The sequence below is a fragment of the Klebsiella sp. R390 genome, assembly GCF_051131745.1.
Classification (GTDB): Bacteria; Pseudomonadota; Gammaproteobacteria; order Enterobacterales; family Enterobacteriaceae; genus Klebsiella.
On record NZ_CP180445.1, the window covers coordinates 1214034 to 1238655 of the forward strand.

Below are 24622 nucleotides of genomic sequence, written 5' to 3' on the forward strand. Positions count from 1 at the left end.
ATGCAAGAGCAATACCGCCCGGAAGAGATAGAATCGAAAGTCCAGCTTCATTGGGACGATCATCGTACATTTGAAGTAACTGAAGACGAGAGCAAAGAGAAGTATTACTGCCTGTCGATGCTTCCTTATCCTTCTGGTCGACTACACATGGGCCACGTGCGTAACTATACCATCGGCGACGTGATTGCCCGCTACCAGCGTATGCTGGGCAAAAACGTACTGCAGCCAATCGGCTGGGATGCGTTTGGTCTGCCGGCTGAAGGCGCGGCGGTGAAAAACAACACCGCACCGGCACCGTGGACCTACGACAATATTGCCTACATGAAAAACCAGCTGAAAAAGCTGGGCTTTGGCTACGACTGGAGCCGTGAAGTAGCGACCTGTACCCCGGAATACTACCGTTGGGAACAGCAGTTCTTCACCGAGCTGTATAAAAAAGGTCTGGTGTACAAGAAGACCTCTGCGGTGAACTGGTGCCCGAACGACCAGACCGTGCTGGCCAACGAACAGGTTATCGACGGCTGCTGCTGGCGCTGCGATACCAAAGTTGAACGCAAAGAGATCCCGCAGTGGTTTATCAAAATCACCGCCTATGCGGATGAGCTGCTCAACGATCTGGATACTCTGGATCACTGGCCAGATACCGTAAAAACCATGCAGCGTAACTGGATCGGCCGTTCTGAAGGGGTAGAAATCTCCTTCAACGTTAACGACTATGCCGACAAGCTGACCGTCTACACCACTCGTCCGGACACCTTCATGGGTTGTACCTACCTGGCCGTTGCGGCAGGTCACCCGCTGGCGCAACAGGCGGCAGCGAGCAACCCGGAACTGGCGGCGTTTATCGAAGAGTGCCGTAACACCAAAGTCGCCGAAGCTGAAATGGCGACGATGGAGAAAAAAGGCGTCGATACCGGCTTTAAAGCCATTCACCCGCTGACCGGTGAAGCCATCCCGGTGTGGGCAGCCAACTTCGTCCTGATGGAGTACGGTACCGGTGCGGTCATGGCGGTTCCAGGCCACGACCAGCGCGACTACGAGTTTGCCAGCAAATACGGCCTGAACATCAAGCCGGTTATCCTGGCAGCCGACGGTTCTGAACCGGACCTGTCCGAGCAGGCGCTGACCGAAAAAGGCGTCCTGTTTAACTCCGGCGAGTTCGATGGCCTGAGCTATGAAGCTGGTTTCAACGCTATCGCCGACAAACTGGCGGCAATGGGCGTTGGCGAGCGCAAAATTAACTACCGTCTGCGCGACTGGGGGGTTTCCCGTCAGCGTTACTGGGGCGCACCGATTCCGATGGTGACCCTGGAAGATGGCACCGTGATGCCAACCCCAGCCGATCAGCTGCCGGTTATTCTGCCGGAAGATGTGGTTATGGACGGCATCACCAGCCCGATTAAGGCCGACCCGGAGTGGGCAAAAACCACCGTCAACGGTCAGCCTGCGCTGCGTGAAACCGACACCTTCGATACCTTTATGGAATCCTCCTGGTACTACGCGCGCTATACCTGCCCGCAGTACGACGACGGGATGCTGGATCCGAAAGCCGCCAACTACTGGCTGCCGGTTGATATCTATATCGGCGGGATCGAACACGCGATCATGCACCTGCTGTACTTCCGCTTCTTCCACAAACTGATGCGTGACGCAGGCATGGTGAACTCCGACGAGCCGGCAAAACAGCTGCTGTGTCAGGGGATGGTACTGGCTGATGCCTTCTACTACGTCGGCGAAAACGGCGAGCGCAACTGGGTCTCCCCGGTTGATGCGACCGTCGAGCGTGACGAGAAAGGCCGTATCGTGAAAGCGTTCGACCCACAGGGCCGCGAGCTGGTGTATACCGGCATGAGCAAAATGTCCAAGTCGAAGAACAACGGCATCGACCCACAGGTCATGGTTGAGCGTTACGGCGCCGATACCGTGCGTCTGTTTATGATGTTCGCCTCACCGGCAGACATGACGCTCGAATGGCAAGAGTCCGGCGTTGAAGGGGCTAACCGCTTCCTGAAACGTGTCTGGAAACTGGCCTATGAACACGCCAACCAGGGCCCGACCGTTGCACTGGACGCGGCCAGCCTGAGCGAAGATCAGCAGGCGCTGCGTCGCGATGTCCATAAAACCATCGCTAAAGTAACCGATGATATCGGCCGTCGTCAGACCTTCAACACCGCGATCGCCGCGATCATGGAGCTGATGAACAAACTGGCGAAAGCACCGCAGGAAAGCGAACAGGATCGCGCGCTGATGCGTGAGGCTCTGTTGGCGGTCGTGCGCATGCTCAACCCGTTCACCCCACACGCTAGCTTCACGCTGTGGCAGGAACTGGGCGGTGAAGGCGATATCGACAACGCGCCGTGGCCGGTAGCCGATGAGAGCGCCATGGTTGAAAACACCACGCTGGTGGTGGTTCAGGTCAATGGTAAAGTCCGTGGTAAAATTACCGTGCCTGTCGATGCAACCGAAGAGCAGGTTCGTGAACGTGCGGGTCAGGAACACCTGGTCGCGAAGTATCTCGATGGCGTAACCGTGCGTAAAGTGATCTACGTCCCGGGTAAACTGCTCAATCTGGTCGTTGGCTAAGCACAGGAGGAAGCGTGCGATATCTGGCAACATTGTTGGTATCTCTGGCGGTGTTATTCACCGCTGGTTGCGGCTGGCATCTGCGTAGTACCACGCAGGTTCCTACCGCGATGAAGAGCATGATCTTTCAGTCGAGCGATCCGAACGGTCCGTTAAGTCGTGCCGTACGTAATCAGCTGCGCCTGAACGGCGTTGAGCTGATCGATGGCACCACGCTGCGTAAGGACATCCCTTCCCTGCGTCTGGATTCATCGTCCATTCAGAAAGATACGGCCTCTATTTTCCAGGACGGTCGTACCGCTGAATACCAGATGGTGATGACGGTGCAGGCCAGTGTGCTGATCCCAGGTCATGATATTTATCCGATCTCCACGAAGGTCTACCGTTCGTTCTTCGATAACCCGCAGGCGGCGTTAGCGAAAGATGCCGAGCAGGACATGATCATCCAGGAGATGTATGACAAAGCCGCTGAACAGCTGATCCGTAAGCTGCCAAGCGTCCATGTTGCTGATGTCGAAGCGACGAAAGAGGGAGAGACGACGGTCACGCCGTCTCCAGCAACCTCAACGTCTGGCAATCGCGTCTCCACCACGCTGGGTAACTGATGATTCGGTTGTACCCAGAACAACTCCGCGCGCAGCTCTCCGAAGGGCTGCGCGCGGCTTATTTATTACTCGGCAGCGATCCACTGCTGCTGCAGGAAAGTCAGGACGCGATTCGCCAAGCCGCTGCCAGCCAGGGCTTTACCGAACACCATACCGCGACCATCGACGCCAGCACCGACTGGCCTGCCTTATTCTCACTCAGCCAGGCAATGAGCCTGTTCTCAAGCCGGCAAACGCTGCTGCTGCTGCTGCCGGAAAACGGCCCCAATGCGGCGATCAACGAACAGCTTGCCACCCTGGTAGGCATGCTGCATGACGATCTGCTGTTGATTGTGCGTGGGAACAAGCTGACCAAAGCCCAGGAGAATGCCGCCTGGGTAACGGCCCTTGCCAGCCGGGCGGTGCAGATCAGCTGTCAAACGCCCGAATATGCCCAGCTGCCACGCTGGCTGGCGGCGCGTGCCAAACAGCATCATTTGCAGCTTGATGATGCGGCCAGCCAGCTGCTGTGTTACTGCTACGAAGGCAACCTGCTGGCGCTGGCGCAAGCGCTGGAACGTCTCTCTCTGCTATGGCCGGACGGCAAGCTCACGCTGCCTCGCGTCGAGCAGGCGGTCAACGATGCCGCCCACTTTACCCCCTATCACTGGGTTGATGCGCTGCTGGCCGGCAAAAGCAAACGGGTACTGCATATCCTGCAACAGCTACGTCTGGAAGGCAGCGAGCCGGCAATTCTGCTGCGCACGCTCCAGCGCGAACTGTTATTGCTGGTCAACCTGAAACGCCAGTCGGCCCATACGCCGCTGCGCAGCCTGTTTGATAAACACCGGGTGTGGCAAAACCGTCGCCAGCTGTTGAGCGATGCGCTTACGCGCCTCAGTCAGGACCAGCTGCGCCAGGCCGTCACTCTGCTGGCCCGGGCCGAGATCACCTTTAAGCAGGATTACGGCAGCGACATCTGGCCGGAATTAGAAAGCCTTTCTTTGTTGCTCTGCCATAAAGCGCTGGCAGACGTGTTTATTGATGGTTGATATGAATCAGTTGCAGGCAATGTACGGCGGCACCTTCGATCCGGTGCATTATGGACACCTTAAACCGGTTGAAATTCTGGCGAACCAGATCGGGCTGGGGAAAGTCATTATTGTGCCGAATAATGTCCCGCCGCATCGCCCGCAGCCTGAGGCCAGCAGCGCCCAGCGTAAACAGATGCTGGAGCTGGCTATTGCCGATAAGCCATTATTTGTCCTCGATGAACGTGAGCTTCAGCGCCAGACGCCGTCGTATACCGCGCTGACGCTGGCCGAGTGGCGACAGGAACAGGGGCCAGACCGACCGCTGGCGTTTATTATTGGCCAGGATTCGCTGCTCACCTTCCCGACCTGGCACAACTACGCCACCATTCTGGATAATGCCCATCTGATCGTGTGCCGTCGCCCGGGCTACCCGTTGGTGATGAAGCAGGAAGCGGATCAGCGCTGGCTGGATCAGCATTTAACGCATGATGTAGAACAGCTGCACAACCGCCCTGCCGGGGCGATCTATCTGGCCGAGACGCCGTGGTTTGATATCTCCGCCACCCTTATTCGCCAGCGCCTGGAGCGCGGTGAATCCTGCGCCGACATGCTGCCGGCTGCGGTGCTGGACTATATCCATCAGCACAAGCTCTATTGCTAGACCTTCATTAATGCATCCCCAGTGCATCCGGGGAGCTTATACTCTTCTACTCACCCTCATTCGCATTGTCAGAAGGCCTGTATACCGTGAGATTATGGTTAGTTCGTCATGGCGAGACCGAGGCCAACGTTGCCGGCCTGTACAGCGGACACGCTCCTACCCCGTTAACCGCGCGCGGTCAGCGCCAGGCGCAGACCCTCGGTAGCATGCTGCAGGGCGTGCCGTTCGATCGCGTATTTTGTAGCGCGCTGGAACGAACCCAGCATACGGCCGATCTGCTGCTCGGCAGCCGGGAGATCCCACGCCAGATCGTCCCCGATCTCAACGAAATGTTTTTTGGCGACTGGGAGATGCGCCACCACCGGGATTTACAGCACGAAGATGCGGAAAACTACGCCGCGTGGTGCGCGGACTGGCAGCATGCGGCACCGACTCACGGCGAGGACTTCCCGTCGTTCTCCCGACGCGTTGCCGATTTCGCCGCGCACCTGCCCCACTACGCCCATCTTGACCATCTGCTGATCGTCGGTCACAAAGGTGCCCTTAGCCTGCTAATGACCACCTTAATGAAACTCCCCGCGCAGGCGATGTGGCATTTCCCAATCGAGCATGGGGCGTGGAGCGCGCTCGACGTGCGCCCTGATTTTGTCACCCTGCGGGTACTAAATAGCCAGGCCGTCTGGGTGGCAGAAGAAGAATTCCGTGCAGACCATTGACAGGTCAGATCAGACTGTTATTCTCCGCAGCCTGAACGCATCCGCTAAACGATGTTTGCAGAAATTGTTTTACAAAAATGGCGATGCAATCGCGGGCGATGGATGGGATGATAGCCGCCTTCAGCGCCTGGCAGCCGACATTTATCCCGACTTTTAAGTAAGATCGGGTATACTGTCAGGCTCTTTACAATTATCACTCTTCACTCACCCAGGGGGAACTCTTGCAGGGTAAAGCACTCCAGGATTTTGTTATCGACAAAATTGATGACCTGAAAGGTCAGGACATCGTTGCCATTGACGTACATGGCAAATCCAGCATTACAGATTGCATGATTATTTGCACCGGCACGTCCACGCGCCATGTCATGTCTATTGCCGATCACGTGGTACAAGAATCCCGCGCTGCAGGTATGCTGCCGCTCGGCGTTGAAGGCGAAAGCGCCGCCGACTGGATTGTTGTCGACCTTGGCGACGTCATGGTTCACGTCATGCAGGAAGAGAGCCGTCATTTGTACGAGCTGGAAAAACTCTGGAGTTAATGCGTGAAGCTGCAGCTGGTGGCCGTTGGCACCAAAATGCCGGACTGGGTTCAGACCGGCTTTAGTGAATATTTGCGTCGTTTTCCGAAAGATATGCCGTTCGAGCTGCTGGAAATTCCCGCTGGCAAACGCGGTAAAAATGCCGATATCAAGCGCATCCTCGATAAAGAGGGGGAAATGATGCTGGCGGCCGCGGGGAAAAATCGTATCGTGACCCTGGATATTCCGGGCAAGCCATGGGATACACCGCAGCTGGCACGCGAACTGGAACGCTGGAAACAGGATGGCCGCGATGTCAGTCTGTTGATCGGCGGTCCGGAGGGGCTCTCCCCGGCCTGCAAGGCCGCCGCGGAACAGAGTTGGTCGCTCTCCACGCTCACGTTGCCTCATCCACTGGTTCGTGTACTGGTCGCTGAGAGCCTGTATCGTGCGTGGAGCATTACCACCAACCACCCTTACCACCGTGAATAATGATGACCAGGGTAGACTAAGCAGCGAATGAAATTACAGAATTCTTTCCGCGACTATTCGGCTGAATCCTCGCTGTTTGTGCGCCGGGCGCTGGTCGCTTTTTTGGGGATTTTGCTGCTTTCCGGCATACTGGTTGCCAATCTTTATAACGTGCAAATCGTGCGTTACACCGACTATCAAACACGCTCAAACGAAAACCGTATTAAGCTGGTCCCGATCCCGCCGAGCCGCGGTATTATCTATGACCGCAACGGTACCCCTCTGGCGCTGAACCGCACGATCTACCAACTGGAGATGATGCCGGAAAAAGTCGATAACGTGCAGCAAACGCTGGATGCTCTGCGCGATGTCATCGACCTGACCGATGACGATGTGGCCAACTTTAAGAAAGAGCGCGCGCGTTCTCACCGCTTCACTTCTATCCCCGTTAAGGTCAACCTCAGCGAAGTCCAGGTGGCACGCTTTGCGGTTAACCAGTACCGTTTCCCCGGCGTAGAAGTCAAAGGCTACAAACGCCGCTACTATCCCTATAACTCCGCCCTGACCCACGTGATTGGCTACGTCTCCAAAATTAACGATAAAGACGTCGACCGCCTGGATAAAGAGGGCAAGCTGGCCAACTATGCGTCAACGCACGACATCGGCAAGCTGGGGATCGAACGCTATTATGAAGACGTGCTGCACGGTCAGACCGGGTATGAAGAGGTCGAGGTCAACAACCGTGGCCGCGTCATTCGCCAGCTTAAAGAGGTGCCGCCGCAGGCCGGGCGCGATATCTACCTGACCCTCGACCTTAAGCTACAACAGTATATTGAGACGCTGCTGGCCGGCAGCCGTGCTGCGGTGGTCGTTACCGACCCGCGCACTGGCAGCATTCTCGCGCTGGTCTCCACGCCGAGCTACGACCCGAACCTGTTCGTTGACGGCATTTCCAGCAAAGACTACTCCGGGCTGCTGAACGACCCCAACACCCCGCTGGTCAACCGTGCGACGCAAGGGGTCTATCCGCCAGCATCGACGGTAAAACCTTACGTGGCAGTATCGGCACTTAGCGCTAACGTCATTACCCGCAATACCAGCCTGTTCGATCCAGGTTGGTGGCAACTGCCGGGTTCTGACAAACGCTATCGCGACTGGAAAAAATGGGGCCACGGCCATCTGAACGTGACCAAAGCGCTCGAAGAGTCTGCGGATACCTACTTCTACCAGGTGGCCTACGACATGGGCATTGACCGTCTCTCGGAGTGGATGAGCAAATTCGGTTACGGCCACTACACCGGGATTGACCTGTCGGAAGAGCGTTCCGGGAATATGCCCACCCGTGAATGGAAGCTAAAACGCTTTAAGAAACCCTGGTACCAGGGCGACACCATTCCGGTCGGTATCGGTCAGGGCTACTGGACTGCCACCCCGATTCAGATGAACAAGGCGCTGATGATCCTGATTAACGATGGCGTGGTCAAAGTGCCGCACCTGCTGCAGAGCACGGTCGAAGACGGCAAACAGGTGCCCTGGGTACAGCCGCACGAACCACCGGTCGGCGATATTCACTCCGGTTTTTGGGAAATCGCCAAGGATGGGATGTTCGGCGTAGCCAACCGTGGCAACGGTACCGCACATAAATACTTCGCCAACGCACCCTATAAAATTGCCGCTAAATCCGGTACTGCGCAGGTCTTTGGCCTGAAGGCCAATGAAACCTATAATGCGCACAGAATCGCCGAACGTCTGCGTGACCATAAACTCATGACGGCGTTTGCCCCCTATAACAACCCCGAAGTTGCGGTTGCCATTATTCTTGAGAACGGCGGTGCTGGCCCAGCGGTCGGTACCATCATGCGCCAGATTCTCGACCACATAATGCTGGGTGACAACAACACAAACCTGCCGAGTGAAAGCCCGGCAGCGACGGCGGGCGAGGATCAATAATGACCGATAATCCGAACAAAAAATCGTTATGGGATAAAATCCATCTCGACCCCACCATGCTCCTTATCCTGCTGGCGCTGCTGACTTACAGCGCACTGGTTATCTGGAGCGCCAGTGGTCAGGATATGGGGATGATGGAGCGTAAGATCGGCCAGATCGCCATGGGGATTGTTATCATGATCGTCATGGCGCAAATCCCGCCGCGGGTGTATGAAGGCTGGGCGCCCTATCTCTATATCTTCTGTATTATCCTGCTGGTGGCGGTTGATGCCTTTGGTGCCATCTCCAAAGGGGCGCAGCGCTGGCTGGATCTCGGCATCGTCCGCTTTCAGCCGTCGGAAATAGCCAAAATCGCGGTGCCGTTGATGGTCGCGCGCTTTATTAACCGTGACGTCTGCCCACCTTCGCTGAAAAACACCGCTATCGCGCTGGTGCTGATTTTCCTGCCAACGCTGCTGGTCGCCGCGCAGCCCGACCTCGGAACCTCGATTCTGGTCGCCCTGTCGGGCCTGTTTGTGCTGTTCCTGTCCGGGCTGAGCTGGCGTCTGATTGGCGTGGCGGTGGTGCTGGTTGCGGCGTTCATCCCGATTCTGTGGTTCTTCCTGATGCATGATTACCAGCGTCAGCGCGTGATGATGCTGCTCGACCCGGAAACCGATCCGCTGGGCGCCGGTTATCACATCATCCAGTCGAAGATAGCGATCGGTTCTGGCGGGCTACGTGGCAAAGGCTGGCTGCACGGCACCCAGTCACAGCTGGAGTTTCTGCCAGAACGCCATACCGACTTTATCTTTGCGGTCCTGGCAGAAGAGCTTGGTCTGATTGGCGTACTGGTTCTGCTGGCGCTCTATATTCTGCTGATCATGCGCGGGCTGTGGATTGCCGCCCAGGCGCAAACCACCTTCGGTCGCGTCATGGCCGGTGGTTTAATGTTGATTTTATTCGTTTATGTCTTCGTAAATATTGGTATGGTGAGTGGTATTTTACCAGTGGTGGGGGTACCGTTGCCGCTGGTCAGCTACGGGGGCTCCGCCCTGATCGTATTGATGGCCGGGTTTGGTATCGTAATGTCGATCCACACCCACAGAAAAATGTTGTCGAAAAGCGTTTAAGGGGTTTGCGATGCGTAAGCAATGGCTGGGGATCTGCATAGCAGCAGGGCTGCTAGCGGCATGTTCGGGTGAAGACGTTCAACAGAAAACGGTCAGCACGCCACAGCCGCCGGTTTGTAATGGCCCAAGCGTGGAAATCAGCGGTGCCGATCCGCACTATGAAACGCCCAATGCCACGGCGAATCAGGATTACGAGCGCGATGGGAAAAGTTATAAAATCGTCCAGGATCCGTCTAACTTTACTCAGACCGGTCTGGCCGCCATTTATGACGCTGAACCCAACAGCAACCTGACCGCTTCTGGCGAGGCTTTCGATCCGACGCAGCTCACCGCCGCGCACCCTACGCTGCCGATCCCGAGCTACGTGCGGGTAACCAACGTCGCCAACGGTCGTATGATCGTGGTGCGCATTAACGATCGTGGCCCGTACGGCAACGATCGCGTGATTTCGCTCTCACGCGCCTCCGCCGATCGACTGAACACCTCGAACAACACCAAAGTGCGTATCGATCCGATCATCGTCGCACCAGACGGCTCGCTCTCGGGCCCGGGTATGGCCTGTACCACGGTCGCCAAACAAACCTATGCGTTGCCTGCCCGTCCTGACCTGGACGGTGGCGGCAGCGTCTCGGCCGACCCGGCAACACAGGATAACGTACGCGCCATCAGCAACTCCACGCTGAAACCGGAAGACAATATGGGTGCACCGGTGAACAGCAGCGGCTTTCTTGGCGCGCCGACACCGCTGAACAGCGGCGTACTGGAAAGCAGCGAACCGGCGGTGCAGACCGCACCGGTTACCGCACCAGGCTCGGTTCAGGGTAGCGTCACGCCAGCTCCGGCAGCCGCCGCCGCGGCGACAGCAACCACCGCAGCGGTAGCGTCGACGACCAGCGCCAGCGGCGACTTTGTCGTTCAGGTTGGTGCCGTCAGCGACCAGGCTCGCGCACAGCAATATCAGCAGCGCCTCAGCCAGCAGTTTTCCGTTCCGGGCCGCGTGATGCAAAACGGCGCAGTATGGCGCATTCAGCTAGGCCCGTTCGCCAGCAAAGCACAGGCCAGCACCGTACAACAGCGTCTGCAAAGCGAAGCCCAGCTGCAATCATTTATTACTCACGCCAACTAAACACGCGTGGCCGCTATCCAGATTGTTATGCGCATGAAAAAGTCATTAACAAAGTCATGCGCAATCTCGGATGAAGGCCCACAGAGCATTTGTTATAGTAAGGCACTTTTTTAAACTCGATCACGGATGCCGTTGTTCAGACCATGAAGACCTCTTTCACCGCACGTTTACTCGCTACGGCCCTCTCCGTTGCGGCGCTCTCCTCCGCTGCCCACGCCGATGACCTGAACCTCAAAACCATGATCCCAGGCGCACCGCAGATCGATGCAGAGTCCTGGGTCCTTATCGATTACAACTCAGGCAAAGTGCTGGCAGAGAACAATGCCGATGCCCGTCGTGACCCAGCCAGTCTGACCAAAATGATGACCAGCTACGTTATCGGCCAGGCCATGAAAGCGGGTAAATTTAAAGAATCCGATCTGGTTACCGTCGGTAACGATGCGTGGGCGACCGGTAACCCGGTGTTTAAAGGTTCTTCGCTGATGTTCCTGAAGCCTGGCATGCAGGTCCCGGTATCTCAGCTGATCCGTGGTATCAACCTGCAGTCCGGTAACGATGCCTGCGTGGCGATGGCCGACTATGTTGCCGGCAGCCAGGATGCGTTTGTCAGCCTGATGAACAGCTACGTCAACGCACTGGGCCTGAAAAACAGCCACTTCCAGACCGTTCATGGTCTTGACGCTGAGGGCCAGTACAGCTCCGCGCGCGATATGGCGTTGATTGGTCAGGCACTGATCCGCGACGTGCCGAACGAATACACCATCTATAAAGAAAAAGAGTTCACCTTTAACGGTATCCGTCAGATGAACCGTAACGGTCTGCTGTGGGATAACAGCCTGAACGTTGACGGCATTAAAACGGGCCATACCGACAAAGCAGGCTACAACCTCGTGGCATCCGCTACCGAAGGCCAGATGCGTCTGATCTCCGCGGTGATGGGTGGTCGCACCTTTAAAGGTCGTGAATCCGAAAGCAAAAAGCTGCTGACCTGGGGCTTCCGCTTCTTTGAAACGGTTAACCCGCTGAAAGCTGGTAAAGAGTTCTCTTCCGAGCCAGCCTGGTTTGGCGACAGCGATCGTGCTTCACTGGGTGTTGATAAAGATGTTTATCTGACTATCCCACGCGGACGCATGAAAGACCTGAAAGCCAGCTATGTTCTGAACAATACCGAACTGCACGCGCCGCTGCAGAAAAACCAGGTCGTCGGCACCATTAACTTCCAGCTGGATGGCAAAACCATCGATCAACGCCCGCTGGTGGTCCTGCAGGAAATTCCGGAAGGCAATTTCTTCGGCAAAATGATTGATTACATTAAATTAATGTTCCACCACTGGTTTGGTTAAAAATCGAACACTTGAAAGTGTGATTTACATCCCCATATACTAATCATCAAAGTAACCTGATAACTCCCACCCACGTGGGAGTTATTATTTTTTGTCGTAACACCGGAGCTGACATGAAAACCAAACTTAACGAACTGCTTGAATTCCCTACTCCATTTACTTACAAAGTAATGGGGCAGGCGTTGCCTGAGCTGGTTGATCAGGTGGTGGAAGTGGTACAGCGCCATGCGCCTGGTGATTACTCTCCGCAAGTAAAACCGAGCAGCAAGGGGAACTACCACTCGGTCTCCATCACCATCAACGCTACCCATATCGAGCAGGTCGAAACCCTGTACGAAGAGCTGGGCAACATTGAAATCGTCCGGATGGTGCTGTAATCGATTCCCTGACCCGGCCCTGGTGCCGGGTCATCTCTCTCCCGCCCTGCTGTGATATACTCGCCTCCTTAAGTCACTTCTCTCTCTGCGGAGACGTTGTTTTGCAGCATAATAAAATCCTTATCCGTCAACTTGGCCTGCAACCTTATGAACCTGTCTCGCAGGCAATGCATGACTTTACCGACACCCGCGATGAAACAACTCTGGATGAAATCTGGCTGGTAGAACATCATCCGGTCTTTACCCAGGGCCAGGCAGGAAAAGCCGAACACGTTCTGGTGCCCGGTGATATCCCGGTGATTCAAAGCGACCGCGGCGGCCAGGTGACCTACCACGGGCCGGGACAACAGGTGATGTACGTGCTGTTGAATCTCAAGCGCCGCAAGCTTGGCGTACGCGAACTGGTGACGCTGCTGGAGCAAACCGTCGTGAACACCCTTGCGGAGTACGAGATTGCATCACATCCGCGCGCCGATGCCCCAGGCGTCTATGTCGGTGAACAAAAAATCTGTTCGCTCGGTTTACGCATCCGTAAGGGATGTTCGTTCCATGGCCTGGCGTTAAATATCGCCATGGATCTGTCACCGTTCCAGCGCATTAACCCCTGCGGATATGCCGGAATGGAGATGGCGCAGATGCGTCAGTGGCGGCCCGATATCACGCCGACGATGGTGGCACCACATCTGGTAACCAGTCTGCTGGCCCTGCTCGGCGATCCGCCACACGAGTTTGTGACCGCATAATCATTTTTCTCTCTTTGCGCCCTCTGGGGCGCAATATCCTGCCATCATTTCTCGTTAAGTCATTATATTTGCAATTAAATGCCACTCACGACCGAGCGACTGACCGCTATACTTGCGCTATGCACGATCACAGGAACGACTGAGTGGACAATAACAAGCCTTCACCCGAATTACCCATATCGCAGGAGCGACATCACGACCGCCAGGTATTGCGCGTGTTGCGCAATGTGGATCTGAACCTGCTGACTATTTTTGAAGCGGTGTACGTTCATAAGGGTATCGTTAATGCCGCAAAAGTTCTGAATATCACCCCCTCGGCCATCAGCCAGTCGATTAACAAGCTCCGCACCCTCTTCCCCGATCCCCTGTTTATCCGTAAAGGACAGGGCGTCACGCCCACGGCTTACGCCACCCATCTTCACCAGTACATCAGTCAGGGGATGGAGTCGTTTCTGAGCGCGCTGGATTTGGCCGGTAGCGCCCATCAGCAGCGCGTCATTACCGTGGCGACCTCGCCGAACATTGGGGCCTTGATCCTTCCCGATATCGCCAAGGTGCTGAAACAACGCTTTCCGCAGGTGTTGCTGCATAACGTCGCCATTACCGATGCCGCCAGCCAGCTGAATCAACGTCAGGTTGATTTACTGATCGACAGCTTCGCCCACAGCGGTCAGCTTATCGCCCACCATCTGTTGTTTCAGGATCGACTGGTGATGTACTGCCGGGAAGGACATCCGGTTCTGCAGATGCCGTTGAGCGATGAGAACCTGCAGCGCTATGAGTTTGCGCTGATCCTGCCGGAAGGCCAGCGCTACCCCGCCATCCACCGCCAGTTGCAGGAGCATCTGGGGGATCGCCGTTGTGGTTTCAGCAGTTACAATCTGTTTACCCAGGCGGCCATGATCGGTCACAGCGATATGCTTGGCCTGATGCCGGAACGCATGTTTGCCATGATGTCGCAAAGCTGGCCACTTGTGGCGATCGACTACCCGCGCCTGCAGCAGGAACGTATTGATGTCTCGCTGCATTACAACCGACTCAGCGCCCAGGAATCGTTGCTGAATGAAATTATCGAGACGGTCCGTCAGGCGTTCCGGCAGGAAAACTCGTGAGGGGAAGCAGAAAACAACAACTATTTTACAATTTGCCGAACGGGCAGGCTGCTTTCTGTCCCATATCGATGATATACTGCCTGTCCTTAATTCAAAAATAGTTGATAAATACAACATTTCCTTGAATTGATTCGCTTTCTCTCGTGACTCGCAACTGGAACACGCACGCTATGAGTAAACCCATTGTGATGGAACGCGGTGTTAAGTACCGCGACGCCGATAAAATGGCCCTTATCCCGGTGAAAAACGTGGCAACTGAGCGTGAAGCTCTGCTCAGAAAACCGGAATGGATGAAAATCAAACTTCCGGCTGACTCATCCCGTATCCAGGGTATCAAAGCAGCGATGCGTAAGAACGGCCTGCACTCCGTGTGCGAAGAAGCATCTTGCCCAAACCTGGCGGAATGTTTTAACCACGGTACCGCAACCTTTATGATCCTCGGCGCGATTTGTACCCGCCGTTGCCCGTTCTGCGACGTCGCCCACGGTCGTCCGGTTACCCCCGATGCCAATGAACCGCAGAAACTGGCACAAACCATTGCCGATATGGCGCTTCGCTATGTCGTCGTGACCTCCGTTGACCGCGATGATCTGCGCGATGGCGGTGCTCAGCACTTTGCCGATTGCATCAGCGCGATCCGTGAGAAAAACCCGACGATCAAGATCGAAACGCTGGTTCCTGACTTCCGTGGCCGTATGGATCGTGCGTTGGATATCCTCACCGTGACGCCGCCAGACGTGTTTAACCACAACCTGGAAAACGTGCCGCGTCTGTATCGCCAGGTTCGTCCGGGCGCTGATTACAACTGGTCGCTGAAGCTGCTGGAGCGTTTTAAAGAAGCGCATCCGGAGATCCCAACCAAATCAGGTCTGATGGTGGGTCTTGGCGAAACCAACGAAGAGATCATCGAGGTCATGCGTGACCTGCGTCGTCATGGCGTCACCATGCTCACCCTGGGTCAGTACCTGCAACCGAGCCGTCACCACCTGCCGGTTCAGCGTTACGTCAGCCCGGATGAGTTCGAAGAGATGAAAGCCGAAGCGCTGGCAATGGGCTTCACCCATGCAGCCTGTGGCCCGTTCGTACGCTCTTCCTACCACGCCGACCTGCAAGCCAAAGGGATGGAAGTGAAGTAACCTTCACCGTGCCTTTACCGCTGCGTGAGCCCCTTCGCGCAGCGGTCTGTTTTCCCCTTCCAGCCTTATTTCTCCCTCTTACCGTCCCTTGTAACACCTGCTTGCATTTTTGGGCCTTTAGTCTTTCACCTTCACCAAAATACGGCCATAAAAAAGGCCACAGCGGTTTGCGCTGCAGCCTCTTCTGACGTTCAGGCTCATGCCTGACGGTTACACCTTCCCGTCGTCGGGGAACGCGCCTTTAATTACTCTTTATGAGAGAGTTTCTGTGCCGGAGCGTCTGCTTCCGCACTGGTTTTTTTCGCGCTATCATCGTCATCATTCATGGCTTTTTTAAAGCCTTTGATAGCGGAACCCAGGTCTCCACCCAGCGTACGTAATTTTTTGGTACCAAACACTAAGATAATCAGTGCTGCGACAACCAGCAGTTTGGTAATACTAATCTCACCCATAGCTTACAACCTTCTTCTCTAATACACGCTGCGAATACGCCATCATACACGCGAACAATTAACGGCTATTTGACGCGCGGACACAATAGCAATCTGTAACAAGGTGAATCAAGCCTTGTTTAAAAAAACGTCACAATAATTGCGGTGGCGCAAAGCGGCGGTTCATTAAGACCGGCAAACGCTCGCGTACCTGGCGAATCACGTCGACAGACAGGTCCGAGACAATCATCTGCGGCCGGTCCGTCGCCCCTGCGAGTGTCATCCCCAGCGGGTCGACAATCCGGCTTTGGCCGATATTGCGGGTACCGCACTCTCCTGCCGCCACAAGGTAACAGGTCGTGTCCAGCGCCCTCGCCGCCAGTAGCGTAGCCCAGTGATGCTCTTTCATTGGTCCTCGCACCCACGCCGTCGGTAACACCAGCACGTCAGCCCCCTTCAGCGCCAATGCTAACGCCAGCTCAGGGAAACGTAAATCGTAACAGGTCATCAGGCCAACCCGCATCCCGTCAACCTCAATCAACGGAGGGATCTGCTGTCCCGCATCGACAAGACGCGACTCCTGCATCGAGAAGGCATCATAGAGATGGAGCTTCTGGTACTGCGCAATGACGTTACCCTGGCGTATGGCCACCAGCGTGTTGGTTGCCCGTCCCTGGCCGGAAGGGACATGCACCGTCAGCACCGTGGTGAGCGCGTTATTGCGGCTCTCTTCACGTAAGAGCTGCAGAAAGCCACCATCAATCTCCTGCGCCGATTTGACCGACAAATCAGGGTCACCGTCGTCACGAGCCAGTAATGCTTCCGGTAAAACCAGCAAGGATATTCCCTGCCCGGCCGCCTGCTTCATTAATTCAACGCAGGTATGCGCATTGGTTTTCCAGTCCGGCGTGACGGCAAATTGTCCAGCTGCAGCCAACATCGTTGTCTCCCCTCAGGTATTTCGTAGCCAGCCACGCATTGTGCGCGCTACACTCGATCCTATATTAACTAATTAGCAGGGAATGAGTGTGTCACAACTACTTTTAGCCGTTTTTGTTGGCGGCGGCACCGGCAGCGTATTGCGCTGGTGGTTAGGTATGAAGTTCAATCCAATGCATCACGCCATTCCCATTGGTACGCTGACGGCGAACCTGCTAGGTGCGTTTATCATTGGCGCCGGGCTGGCATGGTTCAATCGCCTGACCGACGTTGACCCGATGTGGAAATTGCTGATCACCACCGGGTTCTGCGGCGGACTGACCACCTTTTCTACTTTCTCTGCAGAAGTTGTGTTCCTGCTGCAACAGGGCCGCTTCAGCTGGGCGCTGCTGAATATCGTGGTCAATCTGTTAGGCTCATTTGCCATGACAGCGGCGGCATTCTGGATTTTTTCCCACGCCAGTCGCTGACGACAGGCAAAAAAAAACCCGCTAAAAGCGGGTTTTTATATTCTACTGACGCAATGCTTAGATAGCGTTTACGTTTGCAGCAGAAGGGCCTTTGGCACCGTTAGTGATTTCGAACTCTACACGCTGACCTTCAGCCAGAGTTTTGAAACCGTTGGACTGGATTGCAGAGAAATGTACGAATACATCTTTGCTGCCATCTTCCGGAGTAATGAAACCGAATCCTTTGGACTCATTAAACCACTTAACGTTACCTTTAATCTTAGACATCAAAATTACCTTTATATGAAAAAAAGACACTAATCTGTGTCGGACACCAGTACACCAATTGCGGTGCCTTTTGTCCAGCCTAACTTTATTAAAAAGTGACAAAAGTCGCTATCTTTTTTAGGGGGCCGCGGCTTAGTTGTTGTTTTTGCACAAGAGAGACGGTTTATCTCTTTTATTGCTAAGTTATGCCAGAATCAGAACTGAAAACGGGCCCACGCGAAGTAAACGTTGCCGTTATTATAGGTGCCGGGAATATAGGTCATCTGGAAAGTGGCAGGACCATAACCGATTGATGCCAAAGGCAATATCACCGGAATCGGAATGTAGTTCCAGTTGTCTCGGGCCGTCACACCCAGCGTATAGCCGAGGCCAAGATGAAAGTTATCGTCCGCCAACGGGCGCCAGGTTTTTTCCCAGCCGTAGCCGCCGATGGGCTCCCATTTGTTAAATGAGTCTTTAAACGCCATCAGGTACAGGCCATGCCAGTTCCCTTTGTCATCCCAACGCGTTACACCAAACCCCGCCCCCCAGGGACGTTCGTTGTACTTATCGGTTTTTTCTTTGTCGTAAGCAAAGCGGGCATGCCAGGTGATCGCGGGAACATAGAGATCGTAGTGCTCAGGTTCCTGCCAGGTTTGCGCCACATTATTGCTTAAGGTGTTATACCCGTCGCTAATCGTCGAACTAAACGACGCATTCGCCGCGCGGCAAGAGAGCAAAATCCCCAGTAAGACGAGGAAAAACGGTACGACCTGACGTTGTTTCAACACTATTTATTACCAATTTCTATGCTAAAGCTCACAAAGATAGCAAGTATAAACTTAATATTACCTTAACGAAATTAGGCAAATTCCTGTTTTTGCCCCACGCAAATCCCCGCATTCGTGTTTCCCATTTTGTGATGATCGCCTCCCCTTCGTTGATGAGCGCCGGGTTCTCATCGATTTATTGATTTGCATCAGCATGTTTAGCCCATTTTTTCGGCACATTCGCTCACTTAATTTTTTCTTCAGTTTATTTATTAGCAGATTCTTTTGGTTAAGGGCTTAGGGGTAAATAATGCTTACGCTAGTTGAAATCCTTATTGGGATTGTGGTCATTGTGGGGGTGGCCCGCTATATCATCAAAGGGTACTCCGCCACCGGCGTGCTGTTTGTTGGCGGTTTGACACTGCTGATCGTCAGCGCGTTGATGGGACATAAGATTTTACCGGGTGAGACAAAAAGCACCGGTTATTCCGCAACGGACATTATCGAATACGTCAAAATCCTGCTGATGAGCCGCGGCGGCGATCTCGGCATGATGATCATGATGCTCTGCGGGTTTGCCACCTACATGACCCATATTGGCGCCAACGATATGGTGGTTAAGCTGGCCTCAAAACCGCTGCGCTACATTAACTCTCCCTATCTGCTGATGATTGCTGCCTACTTCGTGGCCTGCCTGATGTCGCTGGCCGTCTCATCGGCTACCGGCCTTGGCGTACTGCTGATGGCAACCCTGTTCCCGGTGATGGTTAACGTCGGGATCAGTCGTGGCGCCGCCGCCGCTATTTGCGCCTCACCGGCCGCGATTATTCTCTCGCCGACCTCTGGTGACGTGGTGCTGGCCGCCAAAGCAGCGGAAATGCCGCTAATCGACTTTGCCTTTAAAACCACCTTGCCGATTTCCATCGTCGCAATTATCAGCATGGCCATTGCCCATTTCTTCTGGCAACGCTATCTGGATAAAAAAGAAAACGTTGTTCATGAAATGCTCGATGTGAATGAAATCACCACCACCGCGCCCTCCTTCTATGCCCTGCTGCCGTTTACACCCATTATCGGCGTGCTGATTTTTGACGGCAAATGGGGGCCGGAGCTGCATATTATCGCCATTCTGGTGATCTGCATGCTGCTGGCTGCGGTGCTGGAATTCTTCCGCGGCTTCAATACGCAAAACGTCTTCGCGGGGCTGGAAGTCGCCTACCGTGGAATGGCCGATGCTTTCGCCGGTGTGGTTATGCTGTTAGTCGCCGCCGGGGTCTTCGCCCAGGGGCTGAGCACCATCGGCTTTATTAACAGCCTGATTTCCATTGCCACCTCGTTTGGTTCGGCGAGCATTATTTTGATGCTGGTGCTGGTGATCCTCACCATGCTTGCAGCCATGACCACCGGTTCCGGTAACGCCCCGTTCTATGCCTTCGTAGAGATGATCCCGAAGCTGGCCCATTCGTCGGGTATCAACCCGGCTTACCTGTCGATTCCAATGCTGCAGGCCTCCAACCTCGGCCGCACGATTTCACCGGTTTCTGGCGTCGTGGTCGCGGTGGCCGGCATGGCGAAAATATCGCCGTTTGAAGTGGTGAAACGCACCTCCGTCCCGGTGATCGTCGGGCTGGTGGTGGTGATTATCGCCACCGAAGTGCTGGTCCCCGGCAGCGCCATGTAATAAACGCGAAAAGGCGCCAGCAGGCGCCTTTTTTGTGCTTTAATATTTTCCTGTAAATCATTGTCATCCACCACCAGGAATAAACATGTTCAGGAAGGATTTCGCCGCCCTTGCCCTCTTATTAACGGCAACCCAGGCCGGTGCTGAACCGCTCAGCGCAACGCAATATGGTGATTTTGACCGCTACGTGCTGGCTTTATCATGGCAAACGGGGTTCTGCCAGAGCATGCATGACCGCAACCGCAGCGAACCAGAAGAGTGCCGTTTGCAGCAGGAACTTCCCAACAAAGCTGATTTCTTAACGGTTCACGGTCTCTGGCCGGGGCTGCCGAAGTCCGTTGCGGCCCGTGGCGTTGACGAGCGACGCTGGATGCGTTTTGGTTGCGCCACTCGCCCGGTGCCCAACATGCCGGAAGTGAAAGGCGGCAAAAAATGCCAGGCCGCCGAGACCGGCTTGTCGCTGGAGATGGCGAACAAACTCAATAGCGTGATGCCCGGCGCAGGCGGCAACTCGTGCCTTGAGCGTTATGAATACGCCAAACACGGCGTCTGTTTTGGTTTTGACCCCGATAGCTACTTCGGGACGATGGTACGTCTTGATGAAGATGTGAAACGCAGTTCGCTGGGCGCTTTCCTGGTGAAACACTACGGGCAAAAGGTCAGCCGTGACGACTTCGATGCGGCAGTCGCCCAGGCCTACGGTAAGCAAAGCGTCAAAGCCTTCAAGCTAACCTGCAACGGCAATCCGGCCTATCTGACCGAAATGCAAATCGCCATCAAAGCGACGGCCATCAACCAGCCGCTCTCTGCCGACGCGTTCCTGCCCCAGCCACATCCAGGGAATTGCGGCCAGCAGTTTATTATTGATAAAGCCGGTAACTGACCGCTGCACGGGCAACATGAACGGAAAAATGTCAGCGTAACCTCACAGTGAACGTGAGTTAATGTGCGTTTAATCACTTCAAACTGCCGACAAGTCTCAGTATGATGGGATGACATTAACCCTTGCCCTTTTCGGTGAGGGTTTTCTTTTACGGACAGGTTCCTGGATAACATGGAGTATGCGATGACCAGACCCGCAATCATCATTAATGAGCTCGATGCCGAACGCATCGACAAGCTGCTCGAGCAGCCGGCTTATGCCAATTCCCCGGTCGCCGACGCGCTGAACGACGAACTGGATCGCGCCCAAATGCTGGCACCGGCGGCAATGCCGCACGATGTTGTCAGTATGAACAGCAAGGTCCGATTCCGTGATTTGAGCAGCGGCGAAGAGCGCGTGCGGACGTTGGTGTTTCCGTCGCAGGTCACCGATAGCGCGACTCAGCTTTCGGTACTCGCCCCCGTCGGCGCGGCGTTGCTCGGGCTGAAAGTCGGCAGCGCCATTCACTGGGAATTACCAGGTGGCACCGCGGCACACCTTGAAGTACTTGAGCTACTGTACCAACCAGAAGCCGCCGGTGAGTTTCATCGTTAATTCCTCCGCTGCCTGAAGCATTATGCTTTATTCAGAGGATGCCCCGCATCCTCTTTCTGCCCCTCGTTTCTGCCCCTCGCCTTACCCCTTCTGACGCCTGACAAAATTTTACGCCCCTTTGCGCCTACGCCGACAGTTTTGCGACCTGAATGACACTATAAGCTTGTATAATGTGTTGATATAGAAACAGTCGAACAAGGAGGAATGCATATGTATAACACTATCATTATGCCAGTTGATGTTTTTGAGATGGAGTTGAGCGACAAGGCCGTCCGCCACGCGGAGTTTTTGGCCCAGCAGGACGGGATTATTCACCTGCTCCACGTATTACCCGGATCGTCCAGCTTCACGATGAGCCGTTTTACCGCCGATCTGCGTCGCTTTGAAGAGCATTTACAGCACGAGGCGGAGACCCGGCTGAAAACCATGGCCGGTCATTTCAGCATCGACCCGTCGCGGATAAAAATGCACGTCCGTTTTGGCAACGTACGCGATATGGTGAACGAACTCGCGAACGAAATTAAAGCCGATGTGGTGGTGATTGGTTCCCGCAATCCGTCAATCAGTACCCACCTGCTGGGCTCTAATGCCTCGAGCGTTATTCGCCATGCCCATATTCCAGTAATGGTGGTCAGATAAGCGTTACCGGGCGTACCAGAAAGAAAAGAGGCTACCCATGGGTAGCCTCTTTGATTTGCAGGTATAGTCTTACGCTTTTTTTTATGCTGTTTTAGTGCGAATCAGATAATCAAAGGCGCTCAGGGATGCTTTCGCCCCTTCGCCCGCGGCGATAATAATCTGTTTGTACGGCACGGTGGTGCAGTCACCCGCGGCAAACACGCCTTTGACGTTGGTTTCGCATTTCGCGTCGATGATAATTTCACCCATCCGATTGCGCTCAATCGTGCCTTCCAGCCAGGTGGTGTTCGGCAACAATCCGATCTGCACGAAAATCCCCGCCAGCGCAATGTGGTGTTCATCGCCACTTACCCGATCGCGATACTGCAGGCCGGTCACTTTACTGCCGTCCCCGGTCACTTCAGTAGTCTGCGCGTTCAGAATGATATCGACATTTTTCAGGCTGCGGACTTTATCCTGCAGCACCTGGTCCGCTTTCATCTCCGGCGCGAACTCCAGCAGCGTAACGTGCTCAACCAGTCCGGCCAGATCGATGGCCGCCTCAACGCCGGAGTTACCGCCGCCGATGACCGCCACGCGCTTACCTTTAAACAGCGGGCCGTCACAGTGCGGGCAATAGGTCACCCCTTTGGTACGATACTGGTCTTCACCCGGCACGTTCATGTTGCGCCATTTTGCACCGGTGGCAATGATCACGCTGCGCGCTTGCAGCACCGCGCCAGAGGCGGTTTCAACCTGATGCAGGCCGCCTTCAACCGCTGCCGGGATCAGCTTCGCCGCACTCTGCGAGTCAATCACATCGACGTTATAGTCGTTGACGTGGGCCTTTAACGCCCCGGCCAGCTTCTGCCCTTCCGTTTTCGGTACCGAGATATAGTTTTCGATATCAACGGTATCCAGCACCTGGCCACCGAAACGCTCCCCCATCAGACCGGTACGAATACCTTTACGTGCAGAGTAGACCGCAGCCGCAGCCCCTGACGGGCCAGAGCCGACAATCAGCACGTCATAGGCGTCACGTTTATTCAGCTCTTCTGCCGCCCGTTTTTCCGCGCCGGTATCGACCTTCGCGACAATTTCCGCCAGCGTCATACGACCCTGACCAAATTCATTACCATTGAGGTACACAGCCGGCACGCCCATGACGTTGCGATCGGTAATCTCGTTCTGGAAGGTGCCGCCGTCAATCGCGGTATGCTTAATACGCGGGTTCAGCACCGCCATCAGGTTCAGCGCCTGCACCACATCCGGACAGTTGTGGCAAGAGAGCGAGTAGTAGGTTTCGAACTCGAAATCACCGTCCAGCGCGCTAATCTGCTCCAGCAGAGACTGGGTCTCTTTCGAAGGATGACCGCCGGTCCACAGCAGCGCCAGTACCAGAGAGGTGAACTCGTGTCCCAGCGGGGAGCCGGCAAAACGCGGCCCCTGAAGCGAACCAGGATTGGCGATCAGGAAAGAAGGCTTGCGGACAGGCAAGCTGTTGTCTTCTTTGAAGGTCACTTTTTCCGACAGTTCGGCGATTTCAACCAGCAGTTCTTTGATTTCCACCGATTTGGCGCTGTCATCCAGCGTGGCAATCAGTTCAACCGGCTTAGTCAGTTTCTCAAGGTAGGCCTTAAGCTGGGTTTTCATATTGGTATCGAGCATGATTCTTCCCTCTCTAAAAACGTCATCATGCAAGCTGCCTCATAAGACAACCTGAATGCGGCTTGCATCATGGTATTTGAAAAAACGGGCACAGCGATGCACCCGTTGAATAAAACGAATTTTCTTTGAATTTCCCGTCAGGGCAAGGCGGCTAGCCTGGGAATCCCCGGAGCTTACTCAAGTAAGTGACCGGGGTGACCAGGTGACGCCAACGCCGCCATGGCGTGAAAGACATGGAAATTTTAGATTTTGCCAACCAGGTCCAGAGATGGAGCCAGCGTCGCTTCGCCTTCTTTCCATTTAGCCGGGCACACTTCGCCTGGGTGAGAAGCAACGTACTGAGCCGCTTTGATTTTACGCAGCAGGTCAGAAGCGTCACGGCCGATACCTTCAGCGGTAACTTCGATGGCCTGGATGATACCCTGCGGGTCAACAACGAAGGTGGCACGGTCAGCCAGGCCTTCATCTTCACGCATATTGTCGAAGTTACGGGTCAGGGCGCCAGTCGGGTCACCGATCATCGCATATTTGATTTTTGCGATGGTGTCAGAGCTGCTGTGCCATGCTTTGTGGGTGAAATGGGTGTCGGTAGAAACGGAATACACGTCTACGCCCAGTTTCTGCAGTTCTTCGTAATGGTCAGCAACGTCGCCCAGCTCGGTCGGACATACGAAGGTAAAGTCAGCCGGATAGAAGAAGAATACGCTCCAACGGCCTTCGGTGTCTTTCTCAGTGACTTCGATGAACTCACCGTTTTTGAATGCCTGGTTTTTAAAAGGTTTGATCTTAGTGTTAATCAAGGACATCTATACTTCCTCCGTGTTTTCGTTGAGGTCTAAGTTAACGAACTTTTCCT

The 24622-nt window shown here is 54.9% G+C and carries 26 protein-coding genes; 20 read left to right on the plus strand and 6 right to left on the minus strand.

The genetic code is table 11. The features are described 5' to 3' along the window. The 15 genes from leuS (at nt 1) to lipA (ending at nt 15466) form a co-directional block, all read left to right on the plus strand. A complete protein-coding gene (gene leuS / locus ACMYSP_RS05700) occupies nt 1-2583 on the plus strand; it encodes a leucine--tRNA ligase (protein WP_434585918.1) in 2583 nt (860 codons plus the stop codon). 14 nt (nt 2584-2597) lie between these two features. Next, on the plus strand, nt 2598-3188 hold the full coding sequence (gene lptE, locus ACMYSP_RS05705) for an LPS assembly lipoprotein LptE (RefSeq protein ID WP_434585919.1): 591 nt from the start codon (nt 2598-2600) through the stop codon (nt 3186-3188). Further along, nucleotides 3188-4219 (plus strand): DNA polymerase III subunit delta, encoded by a 1032-nt coding sequence (gene holA / locus ACMYSP_RS05710; protein ID WP_434585920.1) that lies wholly within the window; start codon nt 3188-3190, stop codon nt 4217-4219. The genes lptE and holA overlap by 1 nt, the downstream gene beginning before the upstream one ends. Further along, nucleotides 4212-4862 (plus strand): nicotinate-nucleotide adenylyltransferase, encoded by a 651-nt coding sequence (nadD, locus tag ACMYSP_RS05715; protein WP_434585921.1) that lies wholly within the window; start codon nt 4212-4214, stop codon nt 4860-4862. The genes holA and nadD overlap by 8 nt, the downstream gene beginning before the upstream one ends. Before the next feature lie 86 nt (nt 4863-4948). Beyond that, complete coding sequence (locus ACMYSP_RS05720) at nt 4949-5578, plus strand: adenosylcobalamin/alpha-ribazole phosphatase (protein ID WP_434585922.1); 630 nt, start codon at nt 4949-4951, stop codon at nt 5576-5578. A 221-nt stretch (nt 5579-5799) separates the two neighbouring features. After that, the gene (rsfS, locus tag ACMYSP_RS05725) at nt 5800-6117 is read left to right on the plus strand and encodes a ribosome silencing factor (RefSeq protein ID WP_123755943.1); all 318 of its coding nucleotides are present in this window, start codon (nt 5800-5802) and stop codon (nt 6115-6117) included. 3 nt (nt 6118-6120) lie between these two features. Continuing rightward, nucleotides 6121-6588: a 23S rRNA (pseudouridine(1915)-N(3))-methyltransferase RlmH gene (gene rlmH / locus ACMYSP_RS05730; RefSeq protein ID WP_015584895.1), complete on the plus strand. Its 468-nt coding sequence runs from the start codon at nt 6121-6123 to the stop codon at nt 6586-6588. A gap of 27 nt (nt 6589-6615) precedes the next feature. After that, nucleotides 6616-8517, plus strand: a complete 1902-nt coding sequence (mrdA, locus tag ACMYSP_RS05735) for a peptidoglycan DD-transpeptidase MrdA (protein WP_434585923.1) — start codon at nt 6616-6618, stop codon at nt 8515-8517. Then, nucleotides 8517-9629 (plus strand): peptidoglycan glycosyltransferase MrdB, encoded by a 1113-nt coding sequence (gene mrdB / locus ACMYSP_RS05740; RefSeq protein ID WP_123755941.1) that lies wholly within the window; start codon nt 8517-8519, stop codon nt 9627-9629. Before mrdA ends, mrdB begins: the two co-directional genes overlap by 1 nt. 10 nt (nt 9630-9639) lie before the next feature. Then, the gene (gene rlpA, locus ACMYSP_RS05745; RefSeq protein ID WP_434585924.1) at nt 9640-10755 is read left to right on the plus strand and encodes an endolytic peptidoglycan transglycosylase RlpA; all 1116 of its coding nucleotides are present in this window, start codon (nt 9640-9642) and stop codon (nt 10753-10755) included. 143 nt (nt 10756-10898) lie between these two features. Further along, complete coding sequence (dacA, locus tag ACMYSP_RS05750) at nt 10899-12098, plus strand: D-alanyl-D-alanine carboxypeptidase DacA (RefSeq protein WP_123755939.1); 1200 nt, start codon at nt 10899-10901, stop codon at nt 12096-12098. A gap of 113 nt (nt 12099-12211) precedes the next feature. Beyond that, a complete protein-coding gene (gene ybeD / locus ACMYSP_RS05755) occupies nt 12212-12475 on the plus strand; it encodes a DUF493 family protein YbeD (RefSeq protein ID WP_041144576.1) in 264 nt (87 codons plus the stop codon). Between the two features lie 101 nt (nt 12476-12576). Beyond that, nucleotides 12577-13218, plus strand: coding sequence for a lipoyl(octanoyl) transferase LipB (lipB, locus tag ACMYSP_RS05760; RefSeq protein ID WP_434585925.1), 642 nt, complete (start codon nt 12577-12579; stop codon nt 13216-13218). A 176-nt stretch (nt 13219-13394) separates the two neighbouring features. After that, entirely contained in the window at nt 13395-14330 is a 936-nt protein-coding gene (locus ACMYSP_RS05765) for a YbeF family transcriptional regulator (protein ID WP_434587022.1), read from the plus strand. Between the two features lie 170 nt (nt 14331-14500). Next, nucleotides 14501-15466, plus strand: a complete 966-nt coding sequence (lipA, locus tag ACMYSP_RS05770) for a lipoyl synthase (RefSeq protein ID WP_123755935.1) — start codon at nt 14501-14503, stop codon at nt 15464-15466. Nucleotides 15467-15711: 245 nt separating this feature from the next. Here lipA and tatE read toward each other — a convergent pair whose 3' ends face one another. Next, nucleotides 15712-15918: a twin-arginine translocase subunit TatE gene (gene tatE / locus ACMYSP_RS05775; RefSeq protein WP_434585926.1), complete on the minus strand. Its 207-nt coding sequence runs from the start codon at nt 15916-15918 to the stop codon at nt 15712-15714. 130 nt (nt 15919-16048) lie between these two features. Then, nucleotides 16049-16837, minus strand: coding sequence for a deaminated glutathione amidase (locus ACMYSP_RS05780; protein ID WP_434585927.1), 789 nt, complete (start codon nt 16835-16837; stop codon nt 16049-16051). An 82-nt stretch (nt 16838-16919) separates the two neighbouring features. Between ACMYSP_RS05780 and crcB the strand changes: the two genes are divergently transcribed. Beyond that, nucleotides 16920-17306 (plus strand): fluoride efflux transporter CrcB, encoded by a 387-nt coding sequence (gene crcB / locus ACMYSP_RS05785; RefSeq protein WP_434585928.1) that lies wholly within the window; start codon nt 16920-16922, stop codon nt 17304-17306. A 57-nt stretch (nt 17307-17363) separates the two neighbouring features. On the opposite strand, the gene cspE is transcribed toward crcB, so the two are convergent. Both cspE and pagP read right to left on the minus strand, forming a co-directional pair. Next, nucleotides 17364-17573, minus strand: coding sequence for a transcription antiterminator/RNA stability regulator CspE (gene cspE / locus ACMYSP_RS05790; protein WP_004859511.1), 210 nt, complete (start codon nt 17571-17573; stop codon nt 17364-17366). A gap of 194 nt (nt 17574-17767) precedes the next feature. Further along, the gene (gene pagP / locus ACMYSP_RS05795) at nt 17768-18343 is read right to left on the minus strand and encodes a lipid IV(A) palmitoyltransferase PagP (protein WP_434585929.1); all 576 of its coding nucleotides are present in this window, start codon (nt 18341-18343) and stop codon (nt 17768-17770) included. Between the two features lie 289 nt (nt 18344-18632). Between pagP and dcuC the strand changes: the two genes are divergently transcribed. The 4 genes from dcuC (at nt 18633) to uspG (ending at nt 22119) form a co-directional block, all read left to right on the plus strand. Beyond that, nucleotides 18633-20003 (plus strand): anaerobic C4-dicarboxylate transporter DcuC, encoded by a 1371-nt coding sequence (gene dcuC / locus ACMYSP_RS05800; RefSeq protein ID WP_434585930.1) that lies wholly within the window; start codon nt 18633-18635, stop codon nt 20001-20003. A gap of 85 nt (nt 20004-20088) precedes the next feature. Next, a complete protein-coding gene (rna, locus tag ACMYSP_RS05805) occupies nt 20089-20886 on the plus strand; it encodes a ribonuclease I (RefSeq protein ID WP_434585931.1) in 798 nt (265 codons plus the stop codon). 183 nt (nt 20887-21069) lie between these two features. After that, a complete protein-coding gene (gene rnk, locus ACMYSP_RS05810; protein ID WP_434585932.1) occupies nt 21070-21480 on the plus strand; it encodes a nucleoside diphosphate kinase regulator in 411 nt (136 codons plus the stop codon). 210 nt (nt 21481-21690) lie between these two features. Then, nucleotides 21691-22119 (plus strand): universal stress protein UspG, encoded by a 429-nt coding sequence (gene uspG, locus ACMYSP_RS05815; protein ID WP_123755928.1) that lies wholly within the window; start codon nt 21691-21693, stop codon nt 22117-22119. 81 nt (nt 22120-22200) lie between these two features. Here uspG and ahpF read toward each other — a convergent pair whose 3' ends face one another. Together ahpF and ahpC are read right to left on the minus strand one after the other, a co-directional pair. Further along, nucleotides 22201-23766: an alkyl hydroperoxide reductase subunit F gene (gene ahpF, locus ACMYSP_RS05820; RefSeq protein ID WP_434585933.1), complete on the minus strand. Its 1566-nt coding sequence runs from the start codon at nt 23764-23766 to the stop codon at nt 22201-22203. 242 nt (nt 23767-24008) lie between these two features. Further along, nucleotides 24009-24572: an alkyl hydroperoxide reductase subunit C gene (gene ahpC, locus ACMYSP_RS05825; protein WP_004859485.1), complete on the minus strand. Its 564-nt coding sequence runs from the start codon at nt 24570-24572 to the stop codon at nt 24009-24011. Nucleotides 24573-24622: the final 50 nt, after the last annotated feature.

Bases quoted from the DNA above. Each gene is read 5' to 3' on its own strand.
- leuS (WP_434585918.1), top strand. From the start codon at position 1: ATGCAAGAGCAATACCGCCCGGAAGAGATAGAATCGAAAGTCCAGCTT.
- holA (WP_434585920.1), top strand. From the start codon at position 3,188: ATGATTCGGTTGTACCCAGAACAACTCCGCGCGCAGCTCTCCGAAGGG.
- nadD (WP_434585921.1), top strand. From the start codon at position 4,212: ATGGTTGATATGAATCAGTTGCAGGCAATGTACGGCGGCACCTTCGAT.
- mrdA (WP_434585923.1), top strand. From the start codon at position 6,616: ATGAAATTACAGAATTCTTTCCGCGACTATTCGGCTGAATCCTCGCTG.
- mrdB (WP_123755941.1), top strand. From the start codon at position 8,517: ATGACCGATAATCCGAACAAAAAATCGTTATGGGATAAAATCCATCTC.
- rlpA (WP_434585924.1), top strand. From the start codon at position 9,640: ATGCGTAAGCAATGGCTGGGGATCTGCATAGCAGCAGGGCTGCTAGCG.
- dacA (WP_123755939.1), top strand. From the start codon at position 10,899: ATGAAGACCTCTTTCACCGCACGTTTACTCGCTACGGCCCTCTCCGTT.
- ybeD (WP_041144576.1), top strand. From the start codon at position 12,212: ATGAAAACCAAACTTAACGAACTGCTTGAATTCCCTACTCCATTTACT.
- lipA (WP_123755935.1), top strand. From the start codon at position 14,501: ATGAGTAAACCCATTGTGATGGAACGCGGTGTTAAGTACCGCGACGCC.
- tatE (WP_434585926.1), bottom strand. From the start codon at position 15,918: ATGGGTGAGATTAGTATTACCAAACTGCTGGTTGTCGCAGCACTGATT.
- ACMYSP_RS05780 (WP_434585927.1), bottom strand. From the start codon at position 16,837: ATGTTGGCTGCAGCTGGACAATTTGCCGTCACGCCGGACTGGAAAACC.
- crcB (WP_434585928.1), top strand. From the start codon at position 16,920: ATGAGTGTGTCACAACTACTTTTAGCCGTTTTTGTTGGCGGCGGCACC.
- cspE (WP_004859511.1), bottom strand. From the start codon at position 17,573: ATGTCTAAGATTAAAGGTAACGTTAAGTGGTTTAATGAGTCCAAAGGA.
- dcuC (WP_434585930.1), top strand. From the start codon at position 18,633: ATGCTTACGCTAGTTGAAATCCTTATTGGGATTGTGGTCATTGTGGGG.
- rna (WP_434585931.1), top strand. From the start codon at position 20,089: ATGTTCAGGAAGGATTTCGCCGCCCTTGCCCTCTTATTAACGGCAACC.
- rnk (WP_434585932.1), top strand. From the start codon at position 21,070: ATGACCAGACCCGCAATCATCATTAATGAGCTCGATGCCGAACGCATC.
- uspG (WP_123755928.1), top strand. From the start codon at position 21,691: ATGTATAACACTATCATTATGCCAGTTGATGTTTTTGAGATGGAGTTG.
- ahpF (WP_434585933.1), bottom strand. From the start codon at position 23,766: ATGCTCGATACCAATATGAAAACCCAGCTTAAGGCCTACCTTGAGAAA.
- ahpC (WP_004859485.1), bottom strand. From the start codon at position 24,572: ATGTCCTTGATTAACACTAAGATCAAACCTTTTAAAAACCAGGCATTC.